The organism is Aquamicrobium zhengzhouense (assembly GCF_016124105.1).
In the GTDB taxonomy this organism is placed as follows: Bacteria; Pseudomonadota; Alphaproteobacteria; order Rhizobiales; family Rhizobiaceae; genus Aerobium; species Aerobium zhengzhouense.
On the sequence record NZ_JADGMQ010000003.1, the window covers coordinates 258,097 to 280,133 of the forward strand.

General features: G+C 61.9%; 16 protein-coding genes. 14 read left to right on the plus strand and 2 right to left on the minus strand.

Going from position 1 to position 22,037, the window contains the following annotated elements:
• Positions 1–170: 170 nt before the first annotated feature.
• The 9 genes from IOD40_RS07385 (at position 171) to IOD40_RS07425 (ending at position 14,587) form a co-directional block, all read left to right on the plus strand.
• Positions 171–3,635, plus strand: a complete 3,465-nt coding sequence (locus IOD40_RS07385) for a DEAD/DEAH box helicase (RefSeq protein ID WP_198475867.1) — start codon at positions 171–173, stop codon at positions 3,633–3,635.
• Between the two features lie 405 nt (positions 3,636–4,040).
• Entirely contained in the window at positions 4,041–4,265 is a 225-nt protein-coding gene (locus IOD40_RS07390; RefSeq protein WP_198475869.1) for a YodC family protein, read from the plus strand.
• Positions 4,266–4,268: 3 nt separating this feature from the next.
• Positions 4,269–7,277, plus strand: coding sequence for a DEAD/DEAH box helicase (locus IOD40_RS07395; RefSeq protein ID WP_198475871.1), 3,009 nt, complete (start codon positions 4,269–4,271; stop codon positions 7,275–7,277).
• A 23-nt stretch (positions 7,278–7,300) separates the two neighbouring features.
• Positions 7,301–8,197 (plus strand): DNA-binding response regulator, encoded by an 897-nt coding sequence (locus IOD40_RS07400; protein WP_456061950.1) that lies wholly within the window; start codon positions 7,301–7,303, stop codon positions 8,195–8,197.
• Entirely contained in the window at positions 8,194–8,772 is a 579-nt protein-coding gene (locus tag IOD40_RS07405) for a hypothetical protein (protein ID WP_198475873.1), read from the plus strand. The genes IOD40_RS07400 and IOD40_RS07405 overlap by 4 nt, the downstream gene beginning before the upstream one ends.
• A 1-nt stretch (position 8,773) precedes the next feature.
• Positions 8,774–12,175, plus strand: a complete 3,402-nt coding sequence (locus tag IOD40_RS07410; RefSeq protein WP_198475875.1) for a UvrD-helicase domain-containing protein — start codon at positions 8,774–8,776, stop codon at positions 12,173–12,175.
• Positions 12,176–12,256: 81 nt separating this feature from the next.
• A complete protein-coding gene (locus IOD40_RS07415; RefSeq protein WP_198475876.1) occupies positions 12,257–13,003 on the plus strand; it encodes a multiubiquitin domain-containing protein in 747 nt (248 codons plus the stop codon).
• Positions 12,978–14,150, plus strand: coding sequence for a ThiF family adenylyltransferase (locus tag IOD40_RS07420; protein ID WP_198475878.1), 1,173 nt, complete (start codon positions 12,978–12,980; stop codon positions 14,148–14,150). Before IOD40_RS07415 ends, IOD40_RS07420 begins: the two co-directional genes overlap by 26 nt.
• The gene (locus IOD40_RS07425; protein ID WP_210336819.1) at positions 14,150–14,587 is read left to right on the plus strand and encodes a DUF6527 family protein; all 438 of its coding nucleotides are present in this window, start codon (positions 14,150–14,152) and stop codon (positions 14,585–14,587) included. Before IOD40_RS07420 ends, IOD40_RS07425 begins: the two co-directional genes overlap by 1 nt.
• Before the next feature lie 537 nt (positions 14,588–15,124).
• Here the strand turns inward: IOD40_RS07425 and IOD40_RS07430 are convergent.
• Positions 15,125–15,349 carry a helix-turn-helix transcriptional regulator gene (locus IOD40_RS07430; protein ID WP_198475882.1) on the minus strand — a complete coding sequence of 75 codons (225 nt, stop codon included), beginning with the start codon at positions 15,347–15,349 and terminating at the stop codon, positions 15,125–15,127.
• 418 nt (positions 15,350–15,767) lie between these two features.
• Here IOD40_RS07430 and IOD40_RS07435 point away from each other — a divergent pair, with 418 nt between their 5' ends.
• Positions 15,768–16,430 (plus strand): response regulator, encoded by a 663-nt coding sequence (locus tag IOD40_RS07435; protein WP_198475884.1) that lies wholly within the window; start codon positions 15,768–15,770, stop codon positions 16,428–16,430.
• Complete coding sequence (locus IOD40_RS07440; RefSeq protein ID WP_198475886.1) at positions 16,430–17,770, plus strand: ATP-binding protein; 1,341 nt, start codon at positions 16,430–16,432, stop codon at positions 17,768–17,770. Before IOD40_RS07435 ends, IOD40_RS07440 begins: the two co-directional genes overlap by 1 nt.
• Before the next feature lie 88 nt (positions 17,771–17,858).
• Here the strand turns inward: IOD40_RS07440 and IOD40_RS07445 are convergent, their stop codons facing one another.
• Positions 17,859–18,605 carry a L,D-transpeptidase gene (locus IOD40_RS07445; RefSeq protein WP_198475966.1) on the minus strand — a complete coding sequence of 249 codons (747 nt, stop codon included), beginning with the start codon at positions 18,603–18,605 and terminating at the stop codon, positions 17,859–17,861.
• 246 nt (positions 18,606–18,851) lie between these two features.
• Here IOD40_RS07445 and IOD40_RS07450 point away from each other — a divergent pair, with 246 nt between their 5' ends.
• The 3 genes from IOD40_RS07450 to dsbD all read left to right on the plus strand — a co-directional run bounded on the left by IOD40_RS07450 (position 18,852) and on the right by dsbD (position 22,036).
• Entirely contained in the window at positions 18,852–19,391 is a 540-nt protein-coding gene (locus IOD40_RS07450; RefSeq protein ID WP_198475888.1) for a thioredoxin family protein, read from the plus strand.
• A gap of 185 nt (positions 19,392–19,576) precedes the next feature.
• Positions 19,577–20,185: a DsbA family protein gene (locus tag IOD40_RS07455; RefSeq protein WP_198475890.1), complete on the plus strand. Its 609-nt coding sequence runs from the start codon at positions 19,577–19,579 to the stop codon at positions 20,183–20,185.
• 33 nt (positions 20,186–20,218) lie between these two features.
• Entirely contained in the window at positions 20,219–22,036 is a 1,818-nt protein-coding gene (dsbD, locus tag IOD40_RS07460; RefSeq protein WP_233713885.1) for a protein-disulfide reductase DsbD, read from the plus strand.
• Position 22,037: the final 1 nt, after the last annotated feature.

The window sequence follows — 22,037 nt, forward strand, 5'->3', positions numbered from 1 at the left end:
TGCTCGTAGAAGTATGGATACGCCACGAATATTTACCGCTTTCACATATTTCGAGTGGCCGTAAGGTCAGGCTGATACATCTTTGATTTGAGAATCAACAAGAGCCGTCGCGCCCGCAAAACCTGATCGCGGCGAGACGAAACTGTTTATCCTTGGGGGCTGTGGTGGAGTTGGAAGATCTTTTCGCGCGTGGCAGCCCGGACGACGAGTCAATCGATCGTCGCGGCGGTCGTGTTTCACTCGATGCGGCCGTCGACACGCCAGCGATGCGGGCCGAGTTCCGCCGTCTCCTAGGACCTCTCGACCAGATGGGTTTCTGGAGCGCGGCAGTCGACGAGGGCACATACCTGCCGGCGCGAGGCCTATGGGCCCCGCAAAGGCGTGCCGTCGGTCTATCGTTGGCACACGTCGCAGCGCGGCGAACAACGGATGGGTCGACCGGCGCCGCTCTTATCAAGATGCCCACCGGAACGGGGAAAACCGGGGTCATCGCCACCGTCGCCTGCGCCGTGCCGCAAATCGCACGAGTTCTCGTGCTCACGCCCCGGCGTGCCCTCGTCGACCAGATGGTGCGCGACCTGCACACCCGACTTTGGAGCCGCTTCGACGCCATCTATGACGGCAATGAAGTCAGAGCTCGACGCGCCGACGATCCTGACGTCGGCTCCGCGGTTGCCAACGGTCCTGTCTGGCGGTTGCTGCCGAGCGCCGCTGAGCAACTCTCCCAGATCACCGATCCCAGGGTGGTTATGGTCGGAACCTTTTCAGCGCTTGAACAGGTGCTGCGCCCCGATCGGCCGGCTCACAGGCTTTCCGGTCGACGCCCCCGGGGGTTCGATGCGGCACCACCTGAAGATGAAGAGGGAGATGATCCGTCCGAGGCGGCCCGAACTGCTCTGGTTACCATGCTACGCGGCTTCGATCTCGTGATAGTCGACGAGAGTCACTACGAGCCGGCATTCGTTTGGTCTCAATGCATCCGCAGCCTGGGCAGACCAACGCTCCTGTTCAGTGCTACGCCCTATCGCAACGATTTTCGCTACTTCGATATAGACGGCCGCTTCGCCTTCAACCTGTCATTCCGAGAAGCGAGCGAGAAGTGCCTGATCCGAAACGTCAAGGTGGACACGACGCCGGCAGGCGAGGGCGAATCGTTCGCGCAGCGCGTGGTGCGTTTCTTGGGCGAAGTTGGCGCCAGCGCGATGCCCCATGCTCCCGACGAAGCTCGGGTCATCGTGCGAGCGGAGTCGCACGATAGTCTCATTCGTCTGCGGGAGGAGCTGCGGCGCCTGGGACAACGCTGCGTCCTGATCCACCATAAGGAGACGCGCAGCAATCCAGCTTCGCTGCGCTTCGCCAATGCAATGCCAGCCTTCGACGCGCCTCAGACACGCGACGTACGGATCTGGCTCCATCAATGGAAGCTGCTGGAAGGCGTCGACGACAGTCGGTTCTGCGGCGTGGCGGTTATGGAGCCCTTCTCGAATACGCGGGCCGTCATCCAGCAAATTGGGCGGGTGCTGCGATATCATCGCCGCGACCGGAGCGAAACGGCGCTTGTCATAGGCGACACCAACTTAGGCGACGACCTTGATGAGAGGTTTGAGCGCTATCTTGGCTATGAGGAACGCTTTGATGCCGATCCAGGCGACGCATTGAAGCGGGAGACTCAGTTCTTCCATACGCTGCGCGACGCCTCGCCCGCCGTCCAATACATCGCCGGCGACTTCCGCGATCGCTTTGAGCTTGACGGTGAGAGCGTAGGGTTCGGCGACATCCAGTTACCGATGCGAACATTCGTCACTCGATCGAACGGAGCTTTGTCGCTCGACCAACTCGCCGCAGCGTCCGCGGAGGCGATGGGGCTGGAAGACCGTCACGACGCAACGGTCATCAAACCTGAGGGTGACGAGCCTACTAACATCCGCCTAGTGGTATACGTGGAGTGGAGCAACTCCCCATTGCTGATCAGCAAGGCGATGCCGAACTGGACGCTGGGAATTATGGCCATCGTCAGCGTTGGACAGCGCGTGTTCCTGCTCGACACCGAAGGGCTTGTCGTCGACCCGGAACAGTTAGGACTGGAACCAGAGGGCCCCGAGACCCTCCAACGTCTCGTTCCCGTATCCACGCACGATGAGGCTTGGAGGGTAACAGTAGCATCGGCCGTCAGCCTCGATATTTCCGATATGGGCATCCGGTCGATGTCTGCACGCATGCGGGACTTCTCCGTTGGCTTCTTCGACCTGTCGCAGGGCATGCAGGCGACCACATCGGTCCGGGCATCAATGCGTCCGAAGACAGGCCCCGCGGAAACACGTTACCTCTCACTCCAGCGAGCCACGGTGTCGGACGCCCGCGCGGGATTTGTTGAAGTCACCGACTACGTTGAGTGGATCAACAAGCTGGCTGACCGCCTCGACTCGGCAATTGCGCCAAGCACGGCTTTTGCGCGCTTTGCCCAAGCGCTCCCAGCACCCGATGCAGCGCGGGCTGTACCGCAGAATATCCTCTTCGATTTTGCTGAGATCATCGGCGAGGACGGCGCATCGCCACCAGTTGGGTGGGACGCTGGTCGGACCCAAGCACTAGCCCATGCAGACCGGTGCCTTGATGTCGACGGCAATGGAGCGTTCAGCCTCGAGGTGGACGGCCGCAGCTTCGAAGGAAAAATCGCTTACACGATCACTGGCTCGACACGCCGTCGAGGCAAATACGTTATCGAAATACCCGATCTCGACGCCTTTCTGGTCAACCGGGATAGGGAAGCGTTGAAACAAGCTGAAAAGGCTCAGCTGCTTTCCGGAGTTCTGTCGCGGACCCAGCCGTTCCGAGTGGTCCCGCGCGACCCATCACTGGTCTATGCGCAGAAGTTTTTCTATCGCCCTTCGCTGGCCATCGATGTGGTCGCACGTGATGAGCCCGGCGGCCCCTTGGAGGCCATCATAGCTTCGCCCTGGCTTGCCCAGGTGACCTCCGAGAAGGGTAGCGCTACGTCGGGTCTCGATGACTGGGTGAACGAAAGCGTATTCGGCGGCATTTACGCTCATTTCGATCACGCCGGTCGCGGCCGGCCGGACGCCAGCAGACGCGATGCTATCAGGTCCGCCGACCCCGGACTGGCCGATGTTCTAGACGCCTTTGATGTCGTGATTTGCGACGACGGGGGGACCGAGACGTGCGATTTCCTCTGCATCGACAGAGCAGGCAGCAAGGTCGTCATGATCCATGCCAAGGTCGATGACACACAGATGAGCCTGAATTCCCTCCAGGAAGTTGGCCGTCAGGCTCAGGCAAGCCTCGGTCTGCTGACGTGGATTCATGAGTTTCCCGACCGAACGGTCCTCTGGCGTTCGCGCGTTCCGATCCAGCACGGCCACCTGACGCGGCGAGTGCTCAAAGGACCTAGGGTGGAGGACGCGTGGCCAGAGGTTCGCGATGCACTCCGCTCGCCTCGCTATAATCGTGAAGCGTGGATCTTCGCGGGACGGATCCTTTCGCGTGAGCACTTCAAACGACAGCTGCAGCGCGTTCCACCTCCGCCGAAGCCTCGGCAGATGCTTTATTATCTAGCATCGCTCCAAACGTCCGCCGCCAGAGCCAATGTGAGCATGCGGATATTCTGCTCGCCATGACGCGTCGCCATTAACCTTCCGCCTTCTGGCGGACGTTCAGTTTCCGATTGTGGCATACCGCAGCCTCCAGCATCCGCCGTTGTAGGAATGACCCGTTTGGGTCGGTTCCCGAATTTGTGCAACAGCCTGTTGCACTGATGTAGGCACGATACGCATGCGCGCGGGCACTTCCACGATTCCGTCTAAAAGAGCGATCCGGCCGCAGTCGCTGACCTGTCCGGTCAAGCGCAAACTCTCGCCGCTATCGAGCCCGCGAGCTGATACTTGGCATTACTTGGACGATTGAAGTGCTGATTGATAAAAAGAGTAGAAAATCATGGTATGTTTGGTCGGCCATCTCGCAAAATGCAGCAATGCAACCTAACTTTGAGTCAATATGAAAGCTTCGAGTGGGAGGGGGGAATTATGGAGTTTGCGCCGGGCGACACGGTTCAGCTGAAATCGGGCGGACCGATCATGACGGTTGAGCAGGTCGGCGAGCATTGGTCGATCGAAGGCACCGCGGTTTGCTGCGTGTGGTTTGAGAAGGTCGGCAACAAGCAAGTCGCCTCTCGGGAGACATTCGCTGCTGTTGCGCTGGACAAAGCTGAACGACCTGGTTTCGCATCGTTTCAGGTGACACGAGGCTGATTGATGATCCGGGGGGCGTTCATTGGCATCGATAGGCATGCGGATCCCTTCATCGGTGATCTGACCGGAGCCGCGCGCGACGCCACCGCGTTGTGGGCAGTGCTCTCTGACAGCATCGTCGACCTAGACGCCCCCCTCATCACGGACGATGCGGCGACCCTGGCTACGATGCGCGATGTTCTCGACGCGACGCTTGGCGCTGCCGGTGAAGACGATGTGGTGATCCTCGGGTTCGCCGGACACGGCACGCAGGACCACCGTCTGGTTCTGCATGATACGGACGTAGCCGATTTGCCGAACACGACGCTCGGCATGGACGAGCTGGCTCAGCGTTTTCGAGAGACCAGGGCGCGTGCAGTCATCCTCTTGCTTGATTGCTGCTTTAGTGGTGGTGCTCCGGCGCGCGTGATCGACGCCGGCCTAGTTCCCCGCGACGCTGTGGCTTTCCCGCTCGTTCAGGTGGCAGGTCAGGGACGTATCCTGTTCGCCGCATCGTCGGCCGATCAGGAAGCGCTCGAAGATCCCCAGTCGCGACACGGCCTCTTCACCAAGGCCGTCATTGACGTTTTGTTTGAGGCAAACGCCCCGCTAGGCGTGCTTGAGCTTGTCGATCGCGTTACTCGCCTTGTCACGGCGAACGCTGGGCGATTTGGCTATATCCAATCGCCGACCATGTTCGGACAGACCGAAGGCGATCTTGTCCTGCCTCCTGGCCAGATCGGTGCCCGATATCGCGAAGCCTTTCCGGAACGCGTCAATTTTCAGACGACGGGCGACATCCGCGAATTGGCAGCTGCGGGCATTCCGCAAGAAGCGGTCGACGCATGGCATGAGCGCTTTCCCCAAGGGCTCAACGAACTTCAAATTGAAGCGGTCAACGAACAGGGGGTGCTGAACGGCAACTCTCTCATGGTCGTCGCGCCGACCAGCGCAGGAAAGACTTTCATCGGCGAGTTGGCTGCGCTCAAGGCCATCGCGGATGGCCGCAAGGCCGTGTTCCTTCTGCCGTACAAGGCGCTTGTGAACGAGAAGTTCGAGGACTTCTCGGCCCTTTACGGCGATCGTCTGGGGCTCCGGATCGCCCGATGCTCCGGCGATTGGCAAGATCAGGTCGGCACTGTTCTAAGGGGCAAGTACGACATCGCGTTCTTCACCTACGAAAAATTCCTCAGCATGTCGGTCGCCTCCGCACACATGCTTAATCAGATCGGCTTGGTCGTGCTCGACGAGGCGCAGTTCATCACCGAGCCAGGTCGTGGCATGGTGGTCGAACTGTTGCTCACCAATCTCGTGAGTGCCCGCCAGCGCGGCGTTGCTCCGCAGCTCATCACACTTAGCGCGGTTATCGGCCACGCTAACCATTTCGATCGCTGGCTCGGTTGTGACCTTTTGCAAACCGACCATCGCCCGGTTCCGCTGGTCGAAGGTGTCCTAGATAGGAGCGGTGCACTTGCGCGCCTGGGGCCGGGTGGTCCCGAAACCATTCAGCTCCTCGACCGCTTCGCGATCCGCCAGCGCGGGCAAAGGCAATCGTCGCAGGACGTGATCGTGCCACTGGTCCGCCATCTCATCGATGCTGGCGAGAAGGTCATTATTTTCCGCAATGCGCGTGGTCCGGCGAGCGGCTGTGCGAACTATCTTGCGGCAGAGCTTGGCCTTCCTGTGGCGCAAGCCGTGATCGACGCACTTCCCGAAGGCGACCGCTCCCAGACCTCGGAGAGTCTCCGCCGATCGCTCGAAGGCGGCATCGCGTTTCACAATGGCGATCTCACCCGCGATGAGCGCGTTGCCGTCGAGCGCGGATTTCGCCGGGCGGATGGCCAGATCAGGGCCCTCGTCGCGACCAGCACGGTTGCCGCGGGCGTGAACACGCCCGCATCCACCGTGATCATCGCCGAGACGGATTTCCCCGGGCGGGAGCGGCAGCCCTATACGGTGGCTCAGTATAAGAACATGGCGGGCCGCGCCGGTCGGTTGGGGTTCGAGGCCGAGGGAAAGGCAATCCTGCTCGCCGATACCGCCATGGAGCGTAATCAACTGTTCCGGCAGTATGTGCAAGGTCAGCCGGAGGTCATCCGGTCATCGTTCAATCCGAACCAGCCGGGAACCTGGGTGATCCGCTTGCTTACGCAGGTTAGAGATGTTCCGCGCGGTGCCGTCGTTGACCTGATCGCGAACACCTATGGAGGTTATCTCGCCGCCCTCCAGAATCCGGCATGGCGCGATCGCATGGTTCCTACACTGGAGCAGCTGTTGGACCGCATGATCGCGGATGGCCTGATCGAAGAAGACGCCGATAATCTCCGCCTGACCATGCTTGGGCGTGCCTGTGGCGAGTCTCCCCTCACACTCGAGTCCGCGATGCGCCTGGTTGAGCTGTTGCGTCGCGTTGATCCGGCCGACGCGACGCTAGAAGCTCTCCTTGTTCTCGTCGAATGTCTGCCGGAGCGCGACGAGGACTACACACCGCAAACCCGCAATGGTGAGCCGCGGTGGCAGCAGGCCGCTCTTGGCCGCTTCGGACATGGCGTGGGCCGCGCGTTGCAGCATCGTGCCGAAAGCGATGTCGCGTTCTATGGCCGATGCAAGCGCGCGCTCATCGTGAGCGATTGGATTGCTGGCGAACCGACCAATGATATCGAGGCTCGGTACTCGTCTAATGCCTTTGTCAGGGTAGGGCACGGCGACATTCGTGGTTACGCGGATGGCTCTCGCTTCCTATTGGAGTCCGCGCTGCGCATAGCAGCGATCGTGCTGGAGCGGGCCGAGGAACAAGAGGCGGCAGCGCTATTGCTCACCCGGCTTGATCTCGGCCTTCCAGTCGAAGCGTTGCCCTTGAGCACGCTTGGCTTTCCGCTGACACGGGGGGAAATTCTCGCACTATTTCGAGCCGGTCATTTGAACCGAGAGGCAATCGCTGCCTTAACCGCAGATGCTGTTGCTGGAATCATCGGCCGGCGCGGACGTGAACTGCATGAGGCGATGCAGCCCGTTCTACCAGGGGTAATCTAGGTGGTGTGGGGTGTTGTGAGCACATGTCTGAATTTGAAGAGTGCTGGCGAGAAGAGGGCGGCACGATGAAGCAGTTGGGGGGAGCCGTTGGTGCGATGGGAGTGGCAGGACCGAGCGGCGCGGGTGAAATGATAGCTAACTCGCTTCGAAAACGTCGGCTCAATGGGGAACTTTACGAGCGCGATCCGAAGGTAGAAGCGCTCATCGCCGAATTGGCGATCCTGCCGCGTGACGAGTTGATTGCCAGGGCGGAAATCACCAAGCGTTCCGACCCGGGCTACATCCCTAGCGAATGTCTCGTCTATTTCATTCGCGCGAGCCGTCGAGACAACAACGAGGCGTGGTTCGAACGCCTCTATCGGATCCTGATCGGACGGGTGCTGCGCAGCTTGCCCAAGGAAAGCTCTGATGGCAGGACGGAATCGCTGACGCGCGGGGTCGTGCGCGACCAGGTGTTCAGCCGGTTCGTCGAGCTCCTTTCGGCGGATCGCGCCGACTATGCCGACAAGCTCGACTATTTCGAGGTGCGCTTTGATGGCGCGCTGGCAAGCCTGCGGCGCGATGCGCAGGAAAAGGCCTGGCGCGACGAAAATCGTTCCCAGCCCCTCGAATATGACGAGGAGAGTGGTGAACTGTCACCAGAGGTCGAGGCGGCCGCGGGGGCCCACGATCCCTTCGCCGCGTCGGATTTCGACGATCCGGCTTACCGGTCGCGCCTGGATGGAGCGATTGAAGCTCTACCGATAGAACAAAGCAGGATCATTCACATGCTCAGACAAGGCTTTCCCATCGACTCGAAGGAACCGGACGTCATGACCATCGCCAAGGCCCTGGGCCGCTCCGAAAAGACGATCCGAACCTACCGTGACAAGGCCTTCGCCACCCTGCGAGCCGCCATGACCAACGGAGACGAGCGGTGAGCCCCGCCGGTGCACGACCATCCCGCGAGTCCGTGCTCGACGCGTTCGCCGTTGAGAGCGAGCCTGGCCGCTCGACCCTAGAACGCTATCTGCGGCTTTACCCAGAATATGCTGGGGAGCTCGTCGACCTCTCGCGCGAACTCCGCCGCGAGTCTTACGAAGACGCCGCACCCCTCTCTTCTGGCGATCAGGCGCTGATCGATGCGGCTTGGTCGCAACACGCGAAGGCTGTGCCGGCGGCGGCACCCGACCCTTTCGCGGCGCTGACGGTTGATGACTGGCGCACCGTCGCCCAGGATTTGGACGTGCCCCGACAGGTCGTGACCGCGCTGCGCGAACGGCGGGTCTCTCTCGTCAGTATCCCGCGACGCTTCCTGGCGATGTTAGCTGAGGCGATGCGCAGCTCTGTCGCGCAGTTGGAGTCGTCCTGGGAGCCAGCTCCGCTGCTCGTCGCGCGCAGCTACAAGGCCGATAATAAGCCGGCGGCGGGCGAGCAGGTCACCTTCGAGCAGGTGCTGATCGACGCTGGCGTTCCGGCCGAGATGCGCGCCAGATTGCTGGCGGAGGCTGACTGACATGGATAGTGTGGAGCTCGCCAGGCAAGTCGCCGCTGAGCTTCACGCTCGCCTCGTTGCATCCGGCGCCGATCCCTGGTCGCCTTATGATTTTGCTGTCGCTGAGGCCAAGTGGCGAGGGATCGACGTCGAGCCAACGGCGGCAGGGGCGGCTGTCCTCAACGGTGGCCGCGCGACCTTTGTCGCCGCCGACGATCTGATCCTCCATGAAAACATCGGATCTAGGTTCGAGCAGGCCTTCCTCGTGGCGCATGAGATCGGCCATGTAGAGCTTGGCGACGATCCCGAAGGTGAGCCCGCGCCGGCGATTGATCCGGCCCGCGCGGCCGAGCCGTCGCCGGTCGGGATCGATCGGGTGATCGACTATGGGCGCAGGCAGCGTCGCGAGGTCCAGATGGATCTTTTCGCGCGCGAACTGCTGATCCCGCGAAACGTCGTGCGGGCGCTTCATGTGGATGGCGGCCTTTCCGCTTCTGAGATCGCTGCAAAACTCGGGGCGCCGTTCGAGGTCGTGGCGCAGCAGTTGTTCGATGCCTTGCTGTTGCCGCCGGTGCCGCCCACGCCGGCGGCAACGCACGTCGAACGGCCGCTCAATCCGCTGCAAGCGGCGGCGGCGGCGCATCGCGGGGAAGCCTATCTGCTGGAAGCGGGTCCTGGCACCGGGAAGACCCAGACGTTGATCGCGCGTGTCGAAGGCCTTCTGGAAGAGGGTATCGATCCCAGGCGTATCTTGCTCCTAACCTTCTCGAACAAGGCGGCGGGTGAGATGGCCGAAAGGATCGCGCGCAAGCGGCCCGAGGCGGCGGCCGCGATGTGGATCGGCACGTTCCATGCCTTCGGCCTCGATATCATCCGTCGCTTCCACGCGGAGCTCGGCCTGTCGAAAGACCCGCGGATGATGGATAGGACCGAGGCGGTCGAGCTCCTCGAGGAGGAGTTTCCGCGGCTGAGGCTCGCGCACTACCGCAACCTCTATGATCCCACCCAGATCATCGCTGACATGCTGGCCGCCGTCTCGCGGGCGAAGGACGAGGTAGTCGACGCTGAAACCTACGCCGGACTCGCCGATGCCATGTTGGCGAAGGCGGGTGATCCGGAAGCGCGTGAAGCGGCAGAACGCGCTGTCGAGGTGGCCCGTGTCTATGCCGCCTATGAACAGCTCAAGCGCAACGCGCACTGCATTGACTTCGGCGATCTTGTCGCTTTGCCAGTGCAACTGCTCGAAAAGGACGCGGCCATCTGTGCGGCGCTGCAGGCGCGATATGATCATGTCCTGGTCGATGAGTATCAGGACGTGAACCGCAGCAGCGTCCGGTTGCTGAGGGCGCTACGGCCTGACGGCCGCAATCTCTGGATGGTCGGTGACGCCAAGCAGTCGATCTACCGTTTTCGCGGCGCCTCATCCTTCAACATGACCCGGTTCGGCAAGGAGGACTTCCCCGGCGGCAAGCGCGGTCGATTGAAGCGCAACTACCGTTCGGTGCCTGAGATCGTTGCCAGCTTCTCCGGCTTTGCGATCACGATGCGCGCGGGCGACGCGGACAGCGGCCTCGAAGCGGTTAGGGAAGCTAATGGACATAGGCCGGAGCTGCGCACGGTCCAGCGCGCCGAGCTGCAGCAGGTCGCTTTGGCCGATGCAATCGAGGAACTCCGGCGCGAGGGCTACGCCTATCGCGAGCAGGCAGTCCTATGCACCGGTAACGAAAAGCTGTCGACGATCGGTCAGGACCTCGAACGGCTGGGTGTGCCGGTCCTGTTTCTGGGCAGTCTGTTCGAGCGGGGGGAGGTCAAGGATCTTCTGGCTCTTCTTTCGATCCTTGTCGACCGGCGCGCCATGGGCCTGGTGCGCATTGCCTGCTGGCCGGACTTTGTCACCAGCTTCGCCGATGTGGCCGCGGTCTTTGACCATCTACGGGCGGCCGGGCATGCGCCGGCCAGTTGGCTGCGGGATGGCGAGACGATCCCCGGTTTGAGCGACGGCGGGCGACGGACCCTTGTCGGGCTCGCGGCTGCGCTCGACGGGTTCGATCAGACGGCCTCGCCCTGGACCGTGCTCGCGATGCTGCTGCTTGATCGCACGCGCATTGCTGCACGGTTCGTAACGTCGGCGGACCTCGCCGATCGCACGCGCGGCATCGCGATTTGGCAGTTCCTCAACTTCGTGCGGGGGCAGCCGGCCGGACGCGGGCTGCCCATCACCCGCCTGCTCGATCGAGTGCGCAGGCTTGTCCGGCTCGGCGACGATCGCGATCTGCGTCAGTTGCCGGCGGCCGCGCAACATCTCGACGCAGTGCGGCTGATGACTATCCACGGCGCCAAGGGCTTGGAGTTTGGCGGCGTTCATATCCCTGGGCTCAACAGCGATACGATCCCACGCACGCCGCCGGCACCGCCCTGTCCGGCGCCCGATGGCATGATCGTAGGCGCCGAAGGCAGCGCGATCGAGACGTTCCGCGCGGGTCAGGCCGAGGAGCAGGAGTGTCTGTTCTACGTGGCGCAGTCGCGCGCCCGCGACCGCCTGATCCTTTATGCGCCGACCGAGAAGAGCAACGGCCACAACCGACCGCTGTCGCCATTCCTCGACCGTCTCGGGGGCACCCTGACGCGCCGCTCGGTCGTGCCGGCGCGGCCGCTTCCCGTGGCCGCGGAAGCTCGGGAAATCGATTTGATAGTCGACGGACGGCTACGCTTCGGCGCCCCGCAGATCGCTCTTTATGAATCCTGCCCGCGCCGCTTCTTCTACACGCATGTCCTGCAGGTCGGCGGCCGGCGGACCGCGACTGCCTTCATGCATCTGCACGAGGCGGTTCGCGTGGTGGTCGAGGTGGTGATCGCTGCAAACGAGCCCGTGACCGAGCGGGACCTGGAGGATCGCACCGACGCGGCGCTTGCCGATCGAGGTCTGGGCGACCATGGCTATCGCGCGGAATTTCGCGATCTGGCCCTTGCGATGCTGCGCTTCTTCCTATCGAACCGCGCTGGCGCGGCTGTCGAAACGCCCGTTGCGCTTAGCCTCAATTTCGGCGGCGAGGAGATCGTGGTTCGGCCGGATGAGGTGCTGGTGCGGCCGGACGGCGTTCGTGCCGTACGTCACATTCGCACGGGCCATATGCGGTCGGCCGAGAGCGAGGATGTCGGGGCGGCGGCGCTGATGCTGGCGGTCCAACGTGCCTCGCCCGGCGCTGTCGCTGAGCTTGTCCATCTTTCCGACGGCGAGACGCATGCCATCGCGTTGTCGGATCGGAAGCTGAAGGGGCGCAAGGACAAGCTCGTAGAGTTTCTCGGCGACATCCGGGCGGGGCGGTTTCCGGCCCAGGTTTCGTCGCGCACCTGCCCGAACTGTCCGGCCTTCTTCATCTGCGGCCAGACCCCGGACGGCCCCTTGAAAAAAAAGTTCGCCTGACCTTACCGGTCGGCCGACCTCGCTCCGATTGGACCCTTAGAGCCGCGGCGTCGCCTCGGAAGAAACTAAGGATCCAATCTTATGACTACCGAAGAACTTCTTGATTACGACGATCTCGGCGACGCCCTGCGCGAAGGCCGGGCGTTGCGTCCGGCGCGGGAATATCGCTTTCTCCTCGCGCAGGGCGATCTCAACTTCAAGTCCCGCGTGGTGAGCGATCCCGTGCCGCTCGGTCGCCAGTTGCTTGAGGCCGCGGCGCTCGACCCGCGGGACGGCTACAGCCTCTTCGCGATCCTGCCCTCGGGCGATTTCGAGGATGTGAGGCTTAACGAGCCGTTCGACCTGCGTGAGCGCGGTGCCGAGCGATTCATCGTCTTTCAGACCGATCGCGACTTCAAGCTGACCCTCAACGACGACGAGCTGCGCTGGGGCAAACCGGCCATCAGCGGCACGATCCTCTATGGCCTCGCTAAGCCGGGTGAAGGCGAGGGAGTCTTCCTCGAAGTCCCTGGCGGCGAAGATCGCCTTGTCGAACATGGTGACCTGATCGATCTGACCGAGCCCGGCATCGAGCGGTTTATCACCGCGCGGCTGACGTTCGAGATCGTCGTCAATTCGCGGCCGCGCACGGTGAACGCCCGCACGGTCACGTTCGAGCAGATCGTCCAGCTCGCCTTCCCGGGCCAGCACGAGCTCAACGTCGTCTTCTCGATGACTTACCGGCACGCGGCATCGACGCCGCACGCTGGTGAGCTCGGGGCTGGCGGCTCCGTCGATGTCAAGAAGAAGGGCACGGTGTTCAATGTCACGCGCACTGTTCAGTCTTAATCCGGACCTCAAGCGGCTGCTGGATGAGGGTTACTTCGTCCAGCAGCAGGGTGGACATCTCGTTATGCGCGAGGTGCCCTACGTCGATGCGCGCCGGGAGGTGCGCATCGGCACTCTCATCTCCAGCCTCACGCTGGCCGGAGATCACACGCGCACCCCCGACACCCACGTCGTCCATTGGGACGGTGACTTTCCGTGCCACGCCGATGGCTCGCCTATCCAGGGCATCTCGCACGCGGCAGGCGCCTTCGATCTCGGCCATGGCCTGAAGGCGACGCACAGCTTCTCGAGCAAACCGGATGGAGGGTACGCCGACTACCACCATAAGATGACGAGCTACGCGAACATCATTGCGGGGCCGGCTGCGGTGTTGAAGCCCGGCGCGACGGCTCGTACCTTCCGTGAGCCGGAAAAAGAGGAAGAGATCGTCTTCAATTACGTCGAGACCGCCTCCGACCGTGTCGGAATTGGCGTCCTGACCGAACGGCTCATCAACGAACGAGTCGCCATCATCGGCGGCGGCGGCACCGGCGGCTACATTCTGGATTTCGTCGCCAAGACGCCGGTTCGTGAAATTCGACTCTTCGACAGCGACGAGTTCCTGACCCACAACGCGTTTCGCGCGCCGGGTGCTCCGAGTCTGGAGGAACTGCGAGAAGCGCCGAAGAAGGTTGACTATCTGAAGCGCATCTACAGCCGGATGCATCGGAATATTGTGGCGCACGACATCGCGCTCGGCGTCGACAACATCCATCTCCTTGACGGCATCACCTTCGCATTCCTGTCCCTCGATGCGGGTGACGCGAAGCGGTTGATCGTCGAGAAGCTCGAGGCGATTGGTGCCGCGTTCGTCGATGTCGGTATGGGCCTTGAGCTCGATGAGGGATCGCTCGGCGGCATCCTGCGGGTGACCGCCAGCACGCCGGAGAAGCGGGATCACGCCCGGCAGCGCATCTCCTTCGCTGGCGGCGGCGCGAAGGACATCTACGCGTCCAACATTCAAGTCGCGGATCTCAACGCCTTGAATGCCGTCCTCGCGGTCGTGAAGTGGAAGAAGATCCGCGGATTCTATCGCGATCTCGAGCGCGAGCACCACTGCACCTACACCACCGATGGCAACATGCTGATCAATGGGGACCTTGGGTGATGCGTCACAAGCGACTCGATCATCGTTTCCTCGAACATATTCCTGAACGCCTGGAGCCAGGCGTCCTCTATATTTCGATGGGATATGCGACATCGGCCCATAGCTGCTGCTGCGGTTGCGGCGAGGAGGTTGTGGCGCCCTTCACGCCGACCGATTGGAAGATGACGTTCGACGGCGAGACCGTCTCGCTTCGGCCGTCGATCGGTAATTGGAGCTTGAAGTGCCGGTCACACTACGTGATCGATCGCGGCAAGGTGATTAAAGCCGGCCCTTGGAGTGACGAGCAGGTTGAAGCAGAGCGTCGTCGTGATCGCGCTGCCAAAACACAGTTTTACGGGCAGGCGCCAAAGATTGAACCTTCTGTTCAGTCTGCTCCTGTGAAGGCGGCGCCAAGCTTCTGGCGTCGGATCTGGAACTGGATATCTGGCAGGTCGTAACGGTAAGCCCGGTGGCAATATGTCGTCGGGCTTAGCGCGCTTCCAGTGCCGAGTCTGGCCTTGCAAGAGCGCAGACGCAAAACCGAACTATCGTCCACTAGGACAGATGCGGCGTGGACGTCGGCTACCTAACTAAGGCCAGATTCCGCTCCAACGAGGTCAAGGTTCTGGCGGTCAGACAGCGTCACCTTATCCGAGGTTTGGGAGACGGTGAACTCAGTACGGAATTTCTTAAGTGATTGAGTTTGCTGAAGAAGTATAGAAATCTTATTGTGGCTTCATTTCGAAGAAAACTGGTAATTTATCATCCCACTCCGTCCGGACGTGGCCGACAATAAGCTAATAAAATCAGTTATTTCCGTGATCGTCCGGGACTATGCGTGACCCGAAATGCCCATGGGGTATCGAGCGGGATAGTTGTGGAACACACGACAAATTTAAGTATCTGACTGTAAATAAACAGAAATCATGAAGGATTCTGGTAAGAGGGGACGTTAACAGGGGTATGTTATCCGTGTCCAGCCGTGATCATCACGTTCAGTCCTCGGTCTGCACGTTGATTCGTCCTGTGGCACGGCAGGGTACCTTGTTCTGCTCATCCCAAGCTTCAAGCTCGCCGGCTGGGTAGAGGACAGCTTTGCCGATCTTTACGAAGGATGGACCTATGCGCATTGCTCTCCAATTTCTCAGTGTACCAACAGAAACGCTCCCACGATAACGCTCTGAGACTTCTTCAGGGGTAAGAAATCTGTTCTCTGTCATCGCGGTCTCCTTGAGAGGGGGCCGAGTGACAACTGGATGGCTGAGCTGGGATTGCGCTCATTCGATCACAGTCGGCATAGACTACGGCCCCTAGATCACTTCTATGCACGGGAATACATGCGTGATCCTGAAGCACGGCGAAAGCAGAAATGGCCAGTCGTAGGGAAGCCGGATAATGCCGGATAAACATCGGCGGGTTTGCAGCTCAATGCGCCAGGACGACGGATCAGCTCGGTTGCATTTTGTTGTGTCCGCCAGACCGGACACGCCGGGCAGCGCCCTCCGCCATCCCACGAGCTTGCAAAGTTGGCACACGGGTGCCCGATCACTGAACAATATCGAGGCACGCTCAAGTTCGGTCCTTAAGGCTGCCTTAAGCCTCGTATAGAAATGCGACCTAGAACCTCGGGTGATAACCATGCGCGTGCTGATAGTCGAAGATGATGCCGTCCTTAGAGACGGATTGACGGTGGGCCTTTCGATTGGCGGCTTCACCGCCGATGCGGTCGAAACCTGCGAAGAAGCCGCCGCAGCTCTGACGAACCATGAGTTCGATGCGCTGGTGCTCGACCTGATGCTTCCCGATGGCTCCGGCCTGGATGTGCTGAGATCCCTGCGGGAGCGGCAGGACGCCACACCTGTGCTCCTCCTGACTGCGCGTGATCAGGTCGCCGACCGGGTTCACGGACTGGATGCCGGTGCCGACGACTATCTCGGTAAACCGTTCGATCTGGACGAGGTCGCCGCGCGGCTGCGCGCGCTCGTCCGCCGCGCAGCGGGCCGCCCGCGATCAGTGCTTGAATGGCGGGGCTTGCGCCTCGATCCGGCGAACCAGAATGTCGAACGTCTGGGCGAACCCATCCGTTTGTCCCGGCGCGAATACTCGATTTTGCATGCCCTGATGATCCATCCCGGTCAGATCCTGTCGCGAAGCCAGATTGAGGAGAAGCTTTACGGCTGGCAGGAGGAGGTCGAGAGCAATGCCGTCGAGGTCCACATCCATCATCTTCGCGGCAAGCTGGGACCGGGCATAATCCAAACCGTCCGTGGGATCGGCTATCGCCTAGGGGACGAACCGTGATGCCGTCGATCTCCAAACGGCTGTTCCTGATCCTCGCTCTGACCACCGGCCTCGTCTGGCTGTCGGCGGTCGTGTGGATTTTCCTTTCCACGCGCGCCGAGGTGGAACGGGTTCTCGACGCGCGGCTGATGGAAGCAGGCCGGATGGTCTCCTCATTGATCGTCAGCCAGGAGATCGCCGCCGATCCGACGCAGACGATCAGGTCTGATCTGCCGATGCGTACACACAGCGCCTATGATCGCCAGCTTTCGTGCCAGATATGGTCGCTGCAAGGGACGTTGATCGGACGCTCGGATGCGGCGCCCGATCAAGCAATGTCCGAGCACACCGACGGGATCTCCGAGACTGTGATAAACGGTGAGCGCTGGCGGGTTTACGCAATCACCAATGCCGAGCGCGGTGTCCGCGTTCTGGTCGGTGACAATCTGAGTATCCGTAACGGGTTGGTGAACGACGTCATCCGTGGCCTTCTCCTGCCGGCCCTGCTGATCTTGCCGGTTCTTGCCATCCTGATCTGGCTAAGCGTCAGGCGTGGCCTCGAGCCGCTCAGAAAAATCGCAGGCGATCTGGAAGCACGACACGCCTCCGACCTCAGCCCGATCGAGGACGTGCAAACGGCCAGAGAAATCGCACCCGTCCTGCAATCGCTCAACGGACTCTTCGCACGCGTGGCCGGGCTTCGGGAACGCGAGCGCAATTTTACCGCCTTTGCCGCCCACGAGTTGCGCACGCCGCTGGCTGGCCTCAAGACGCAGGCGCAGGTTGCGCTTGCGAGCGGTGATGGCACGATCCGCGAGCAAGCATTGCGTCAGATCGTGGTCGGTGTCGACCGTACCGGCCGGCTCGTTCGGCAATTGCTGGATATGTCGGCGGTTGAAGCCCTCGACCAGGGCGAGCGCAGCGGTAAGGTACGGCCGGGGAGCATACTGAGAGCGCTCGCGGACGAACTGGCCGATCCGGCCAGGGGTGTCGAGGTCGAGATTTCCCCTGATCTTGACCGCATCGAGCTGGATATCGAGCCGGATCTGTTCGCTCTTGCTGCGAGGAACCTGATTGAGAACGCAGTGAACCATTCGCCGCCCGGAGGCGTCGTACGGTGCCGTGTGGCCGGCCCGTCCGAAGATGGCCGGATTATCATCGAGGATGATGGTCCCGGCATTCCCGACGAAGAGTTGGCCCGCGTCACCGAACGCTTCTTTCGCGGCCGCAACAAAGTTCCGGTCGGCAGTGGTCTCGGCCTCGCGATCGTCGAAATGGCGCTCGGGCGGAGTGGCTGGCGGCTACGACTTCAGAACCGCGACAGTGGGGGGCTGCAAGCGGTGATGGCGAACTCCGCCTGACCCGTTTCATCTGGTGCGGGGCAGCCAATTCATCTTTCAAGGAGGTAGCGCCCAGCAGGGAGCGTAAGCTTCTTGTCGCGCGACAGAGCTATCCCACCAGAAGATGGTCCATAGCCGGATCGGCTATCACGACCAGCGGGCTCCCGTCGCGAACGTTGTCGGCGAGGTGGATGACATCCTGATTGATCATCCGGATGCATCCGGATGAAACCGCCTGGCCGATCGTCCAGAACTCCGGGTTTCCGTGGATGCGGTAAATCGTGTCCCGGTTTCCTTCATGAATGTAGAGGGCGCGTGCTCCAAGTGGATTTTCCAGCCCTGGGTCCATGCCGCCATTGGCGATTGAGTAGGGCTCCAACTCGGGTTGGCGGGCGACCATTTCGTCGGGAGGAGTCCAGCGTGGCCATGCCCGCTTGTATGCGATATGACGCCCTCGGCCAGCCCACGAAAAACCGTCCCTGCCGACACCCACCCCGTATCGGGTTGCGCGGCCGTTGGGCTGAACGTGGTAGAGATAGCGGTTTGGCGTGTCGACGATGACGGTGCCGGCTCGTTCATCGGTCGGATAGTCGACTTCCGTCCGCCACCATTTCGGATCGACCTTGGAAACGTCGACTTCCGGGATCGGGAAGCGCTCGTTCAGCAGTGCGTAATACATCGGGGGCGTCGGCGGCGGAGGGGGCGGCGCGACCGGCTGCGCGACCTGCGGTGTTTGCCCCGTGGAAACACATCCGGCGAGGGTCATTGCGCTGGCGCCAATGAGGAAAGCGCGCCGCGCGATTGCGGGTGTCGGTAGCTTACTCACGTTTCGTATGCTCTCTGCTTTACGATCGATCAAGTCGCACAGCACGATGCTTGGCTTAAGGGCAGCTTAAGGCAAGCGTGGCCGCAGATAGCGATGCGGCATGGACCTCAGGCGCCGACCTGCGGCTCAAGTGATCCGGCCGAACACATTGTCGATCGGGTCGGGCACAGGGTTGGAATCGCGGGCTTGCGTTGCAGGCGAGGACCACTTTTTTTCACCCTTAAGCGGGCCTTAAGGAACGCCCGCTTTGCCGCCGGTCCTGAGAAGGAGACTAGGATGCGGACGCGACTTCTAACAAACAACGCCGTAGCGTCTACGGCAGATGTCGGATGCGGCATCGATGGTGATGCTCAACGCATGAATGGCCAATGGACCCGCCGCGGTCTTCTGCTCAGCGGCTTGGTGGTGCCGGTAGGGTTGTTGACGGCACCCATTGGGCTGGCCGCCGCCAATCGGGCTGCAATGGTCACAGATGTCGCTTCCTACCAGGAGAGGCTGGAGCAGTTCGCCCGGACGCATCGCTTCGCGCTTATCGACATCCGTGCGGATTGGTGCGCGGTGTGTCACCGCATTGAGCGGGAAATCCTCGCCCATCCAGCTGTGTTGCAACAGCTCCAGGCGGTCCCTCTCGTCAAGGTGGATGTGACCGCCATGGACGAAAGAAACCGCCAGCTCCTATCCTACCTTCGAGCGAGCGGCCCGCCGACATTTTTCATCGTGGATGCAGCCACCGGACGGGAATATGACGGCACCCGTTCAGTCGGATCGTTCAGCAGGCGCGATCTCGTGCGGCGATTGCGGCCGTTCACCCGATAGTCCGGAGTCCGGGACAACCTGCCATCGATCTCCGGCTCGATGCGGTCCTTAAGGCTGCCTTAAGCTCGGGAGAGTGCGCTCGCTCCAATATCCATGATCTGGAGCTTTCGACCATGCACGATCGGCGCCCCCGCACACCCATACCTCATCCTTTCGCTATCGGGGGGGCACCATTCCGCAGTGAGATGAGCCGGCGGACCTTGCTCTCGGGGTTGGCGGCGCTCGCTGCCGCCGGCCTTGCCATACCCGTGCGCGCGGACGACATGTCAGCCGAGATGATCCTGAACGATCCGGAAGCGCCGGTCGGCGGCAATCCGAACGGCGACCTGACGATCGTCTCGTTCTTTGACTACAACTGCCCGTTCTGCAAGCGCACCGTCGAGCCGCTGAATACGGTGCTGGAATCGGATGGCAATGTGCGCCATGTCTACAAGGACTGGCCGATCCTCGCGCAGTCGTCTGTCTATGGCGCAAAGCTGGCCTTGGCGGCCAGGTATCAGAACCGCTACGAGGACGCCTATCTCGCGCTGATGGGTATCGAAGGCTCGCGTGTGCCGGAAGAGCGGATGCGGGAGGCGCTGGAAGGCGCCGGCTTCGACACGGCAGATCTTGAGACTGAAGCCAATCGCCGCGACGCTGAGATTACCGCGGTGCTTCAGCGCAACAACGCGCAGGCCGAGGGGCTCGGTCTGCGCGGCACGCCCGTGTTTCTGATCGGTCGGTTTCTCGTCGCCTCCGCCCTCGATGAGGATGGCTTCCGCCAGGTTGTCGCAGACGCTCGCGAAGCATCCTGATACATCCCCGATCGCGACCATCCGAGTAATTTCATGTCCCCAATGCCCATACTCCGCCTGCTTGCCGGCCTGTTCTTCGCCCTCCTGTCTCTGCCCGCTGCGGCGCAACAGGAGGACCTCTTGCAAGCTGAGGAAGCCTTCCGCTTCTCGGTGGAGCGGAATGCGGATCAGCAGATCCAGCTCCGTTGGGAGATCGAGGAAGGCTATTATCTCTATCGCGACCATATGGAAGCGAAGGACATAACAACCGGCGAGGCGGTCCCGCTTTCGACTGGACCGGGTGTCGTGGAGACAGAGGATGCCAACTTCGGTCCTTCAGAGGTCTATTATCTCGAAGCGATGGCACGTCTCGGCGCCGAAGCGCCCGGGCAGGTCGCAGTCACCTATCAGGGCTGCAAAAAGGATTCGATCTGCTATCCGCCGCTGACCCTGACCGTCAACACGGCAAACCTTCAGGTTTCCGAGCCCGTCGTCGGCTTCGGCATCGCTCCAGCTCCGGTCGCCTCCGGCGACCGGTCCGGGAACGGCGGCTTCAGCCTGGCTGAGGACACGCAGGGCGGCGGCATGGTCGGCTCGCTTCTTGCCAGCGGCGGTGCGATCTGGGTGATCGTGAGCTTCCTTGCCTTCGGGTTGCTGCTCGCCTTCACGCCCTGCGTGCTGCCCATGTATCCGATCCTGAGCGCGACCCTGGCGCGCGAGGGCGAGGCATTGACGGCGCGGCGCGGCTTCATCCTGTCTTCAGCCTATGTGCTGGCGATGGCCGCTGCGTTCGGCATGCTTGGCATCGTCGCGGCATGGTCCGGCCAGAACCTCCAGATGGTGTTGCAATCGCCATACGCTATTGGCGCCATCGCGGCGCTGTTCGTGGTGCTCGCGACGTCGATGTTCGGTCTCTTCGAGTTGCAACTGCCAACCGTCTGGGTCAGCCGGATGGCGGGCGTCCAAGCCGGCACGCGCGGCTCAGTGGGGGGAGCCGCCGGAATGGGTTTCCTTTCGGCACTGATCGTCGGTCCCTGCGTCACCGCGCCACTCGCGGCGGCCCTTCTCTATATCGCACATACGGGTGACGCCTGGCTCGGTGCGGGTGCGCTGTTCTCCCTCGGGCTCGGTCAAGGCATTCCGCTGATCGCCTTTGGTACGATGGGCAGCCGCGCCCTGCCACGAGCGGGGGCGTGGATGGTGCAGGTCAAATACGCGTTCGGCTTCGTCTTTCTCGGTGCGGCGATCTGGATGGCTTCACGAATTCTGCCACCACAAGTGACGCTCGCGCTCTGGGCGAGCCTCCTCTTGATTGCTGCGGTCTTCATTGGCGTCGCTGATCGGCTCGTGGTCGATGCGGGTGCCTGGCCACGCTTCCGCAAGGCCACCGGACTTGGGATTTCCCTCGGCGGCGTCATCCTGGCGATCGGGGCGGCGTCGGGCGGGACCGACCCGCTACACCCGCTCGCCCACCTCGCCATGACCGGTGCGGGCCAGCAGACCGCCCAGGCCGAGATGACATTCGCTGAGGCAAACTCGACGCCGCAGGTCGAGCGGGCGATTGCCTCTGCCAACGGGCGTCCGACATTGGTCTATTTCACGGCCGACTGGTGCGTCATCTGCAAGACGATCGAACGCGACGTCTTTTCCAGCACGGAAGTCGTCGCCGCACTGGATGACTTCCAGCGTGTCAAGGTGGATCTGACCGCACTGGATGAGGCCAGTCAGGGCCTGATGCGCGATCTTGCCGTGGTCGGCCCGCCGACCATGATCTTCTTCAACCGGAACGCAGCAGAGGCAAACGGCTCCCGTCTCGTCGGCGATGTGACAACCGACACGCTGCTGACATCGGTCTCGCAGGCGAGGCAGTAAG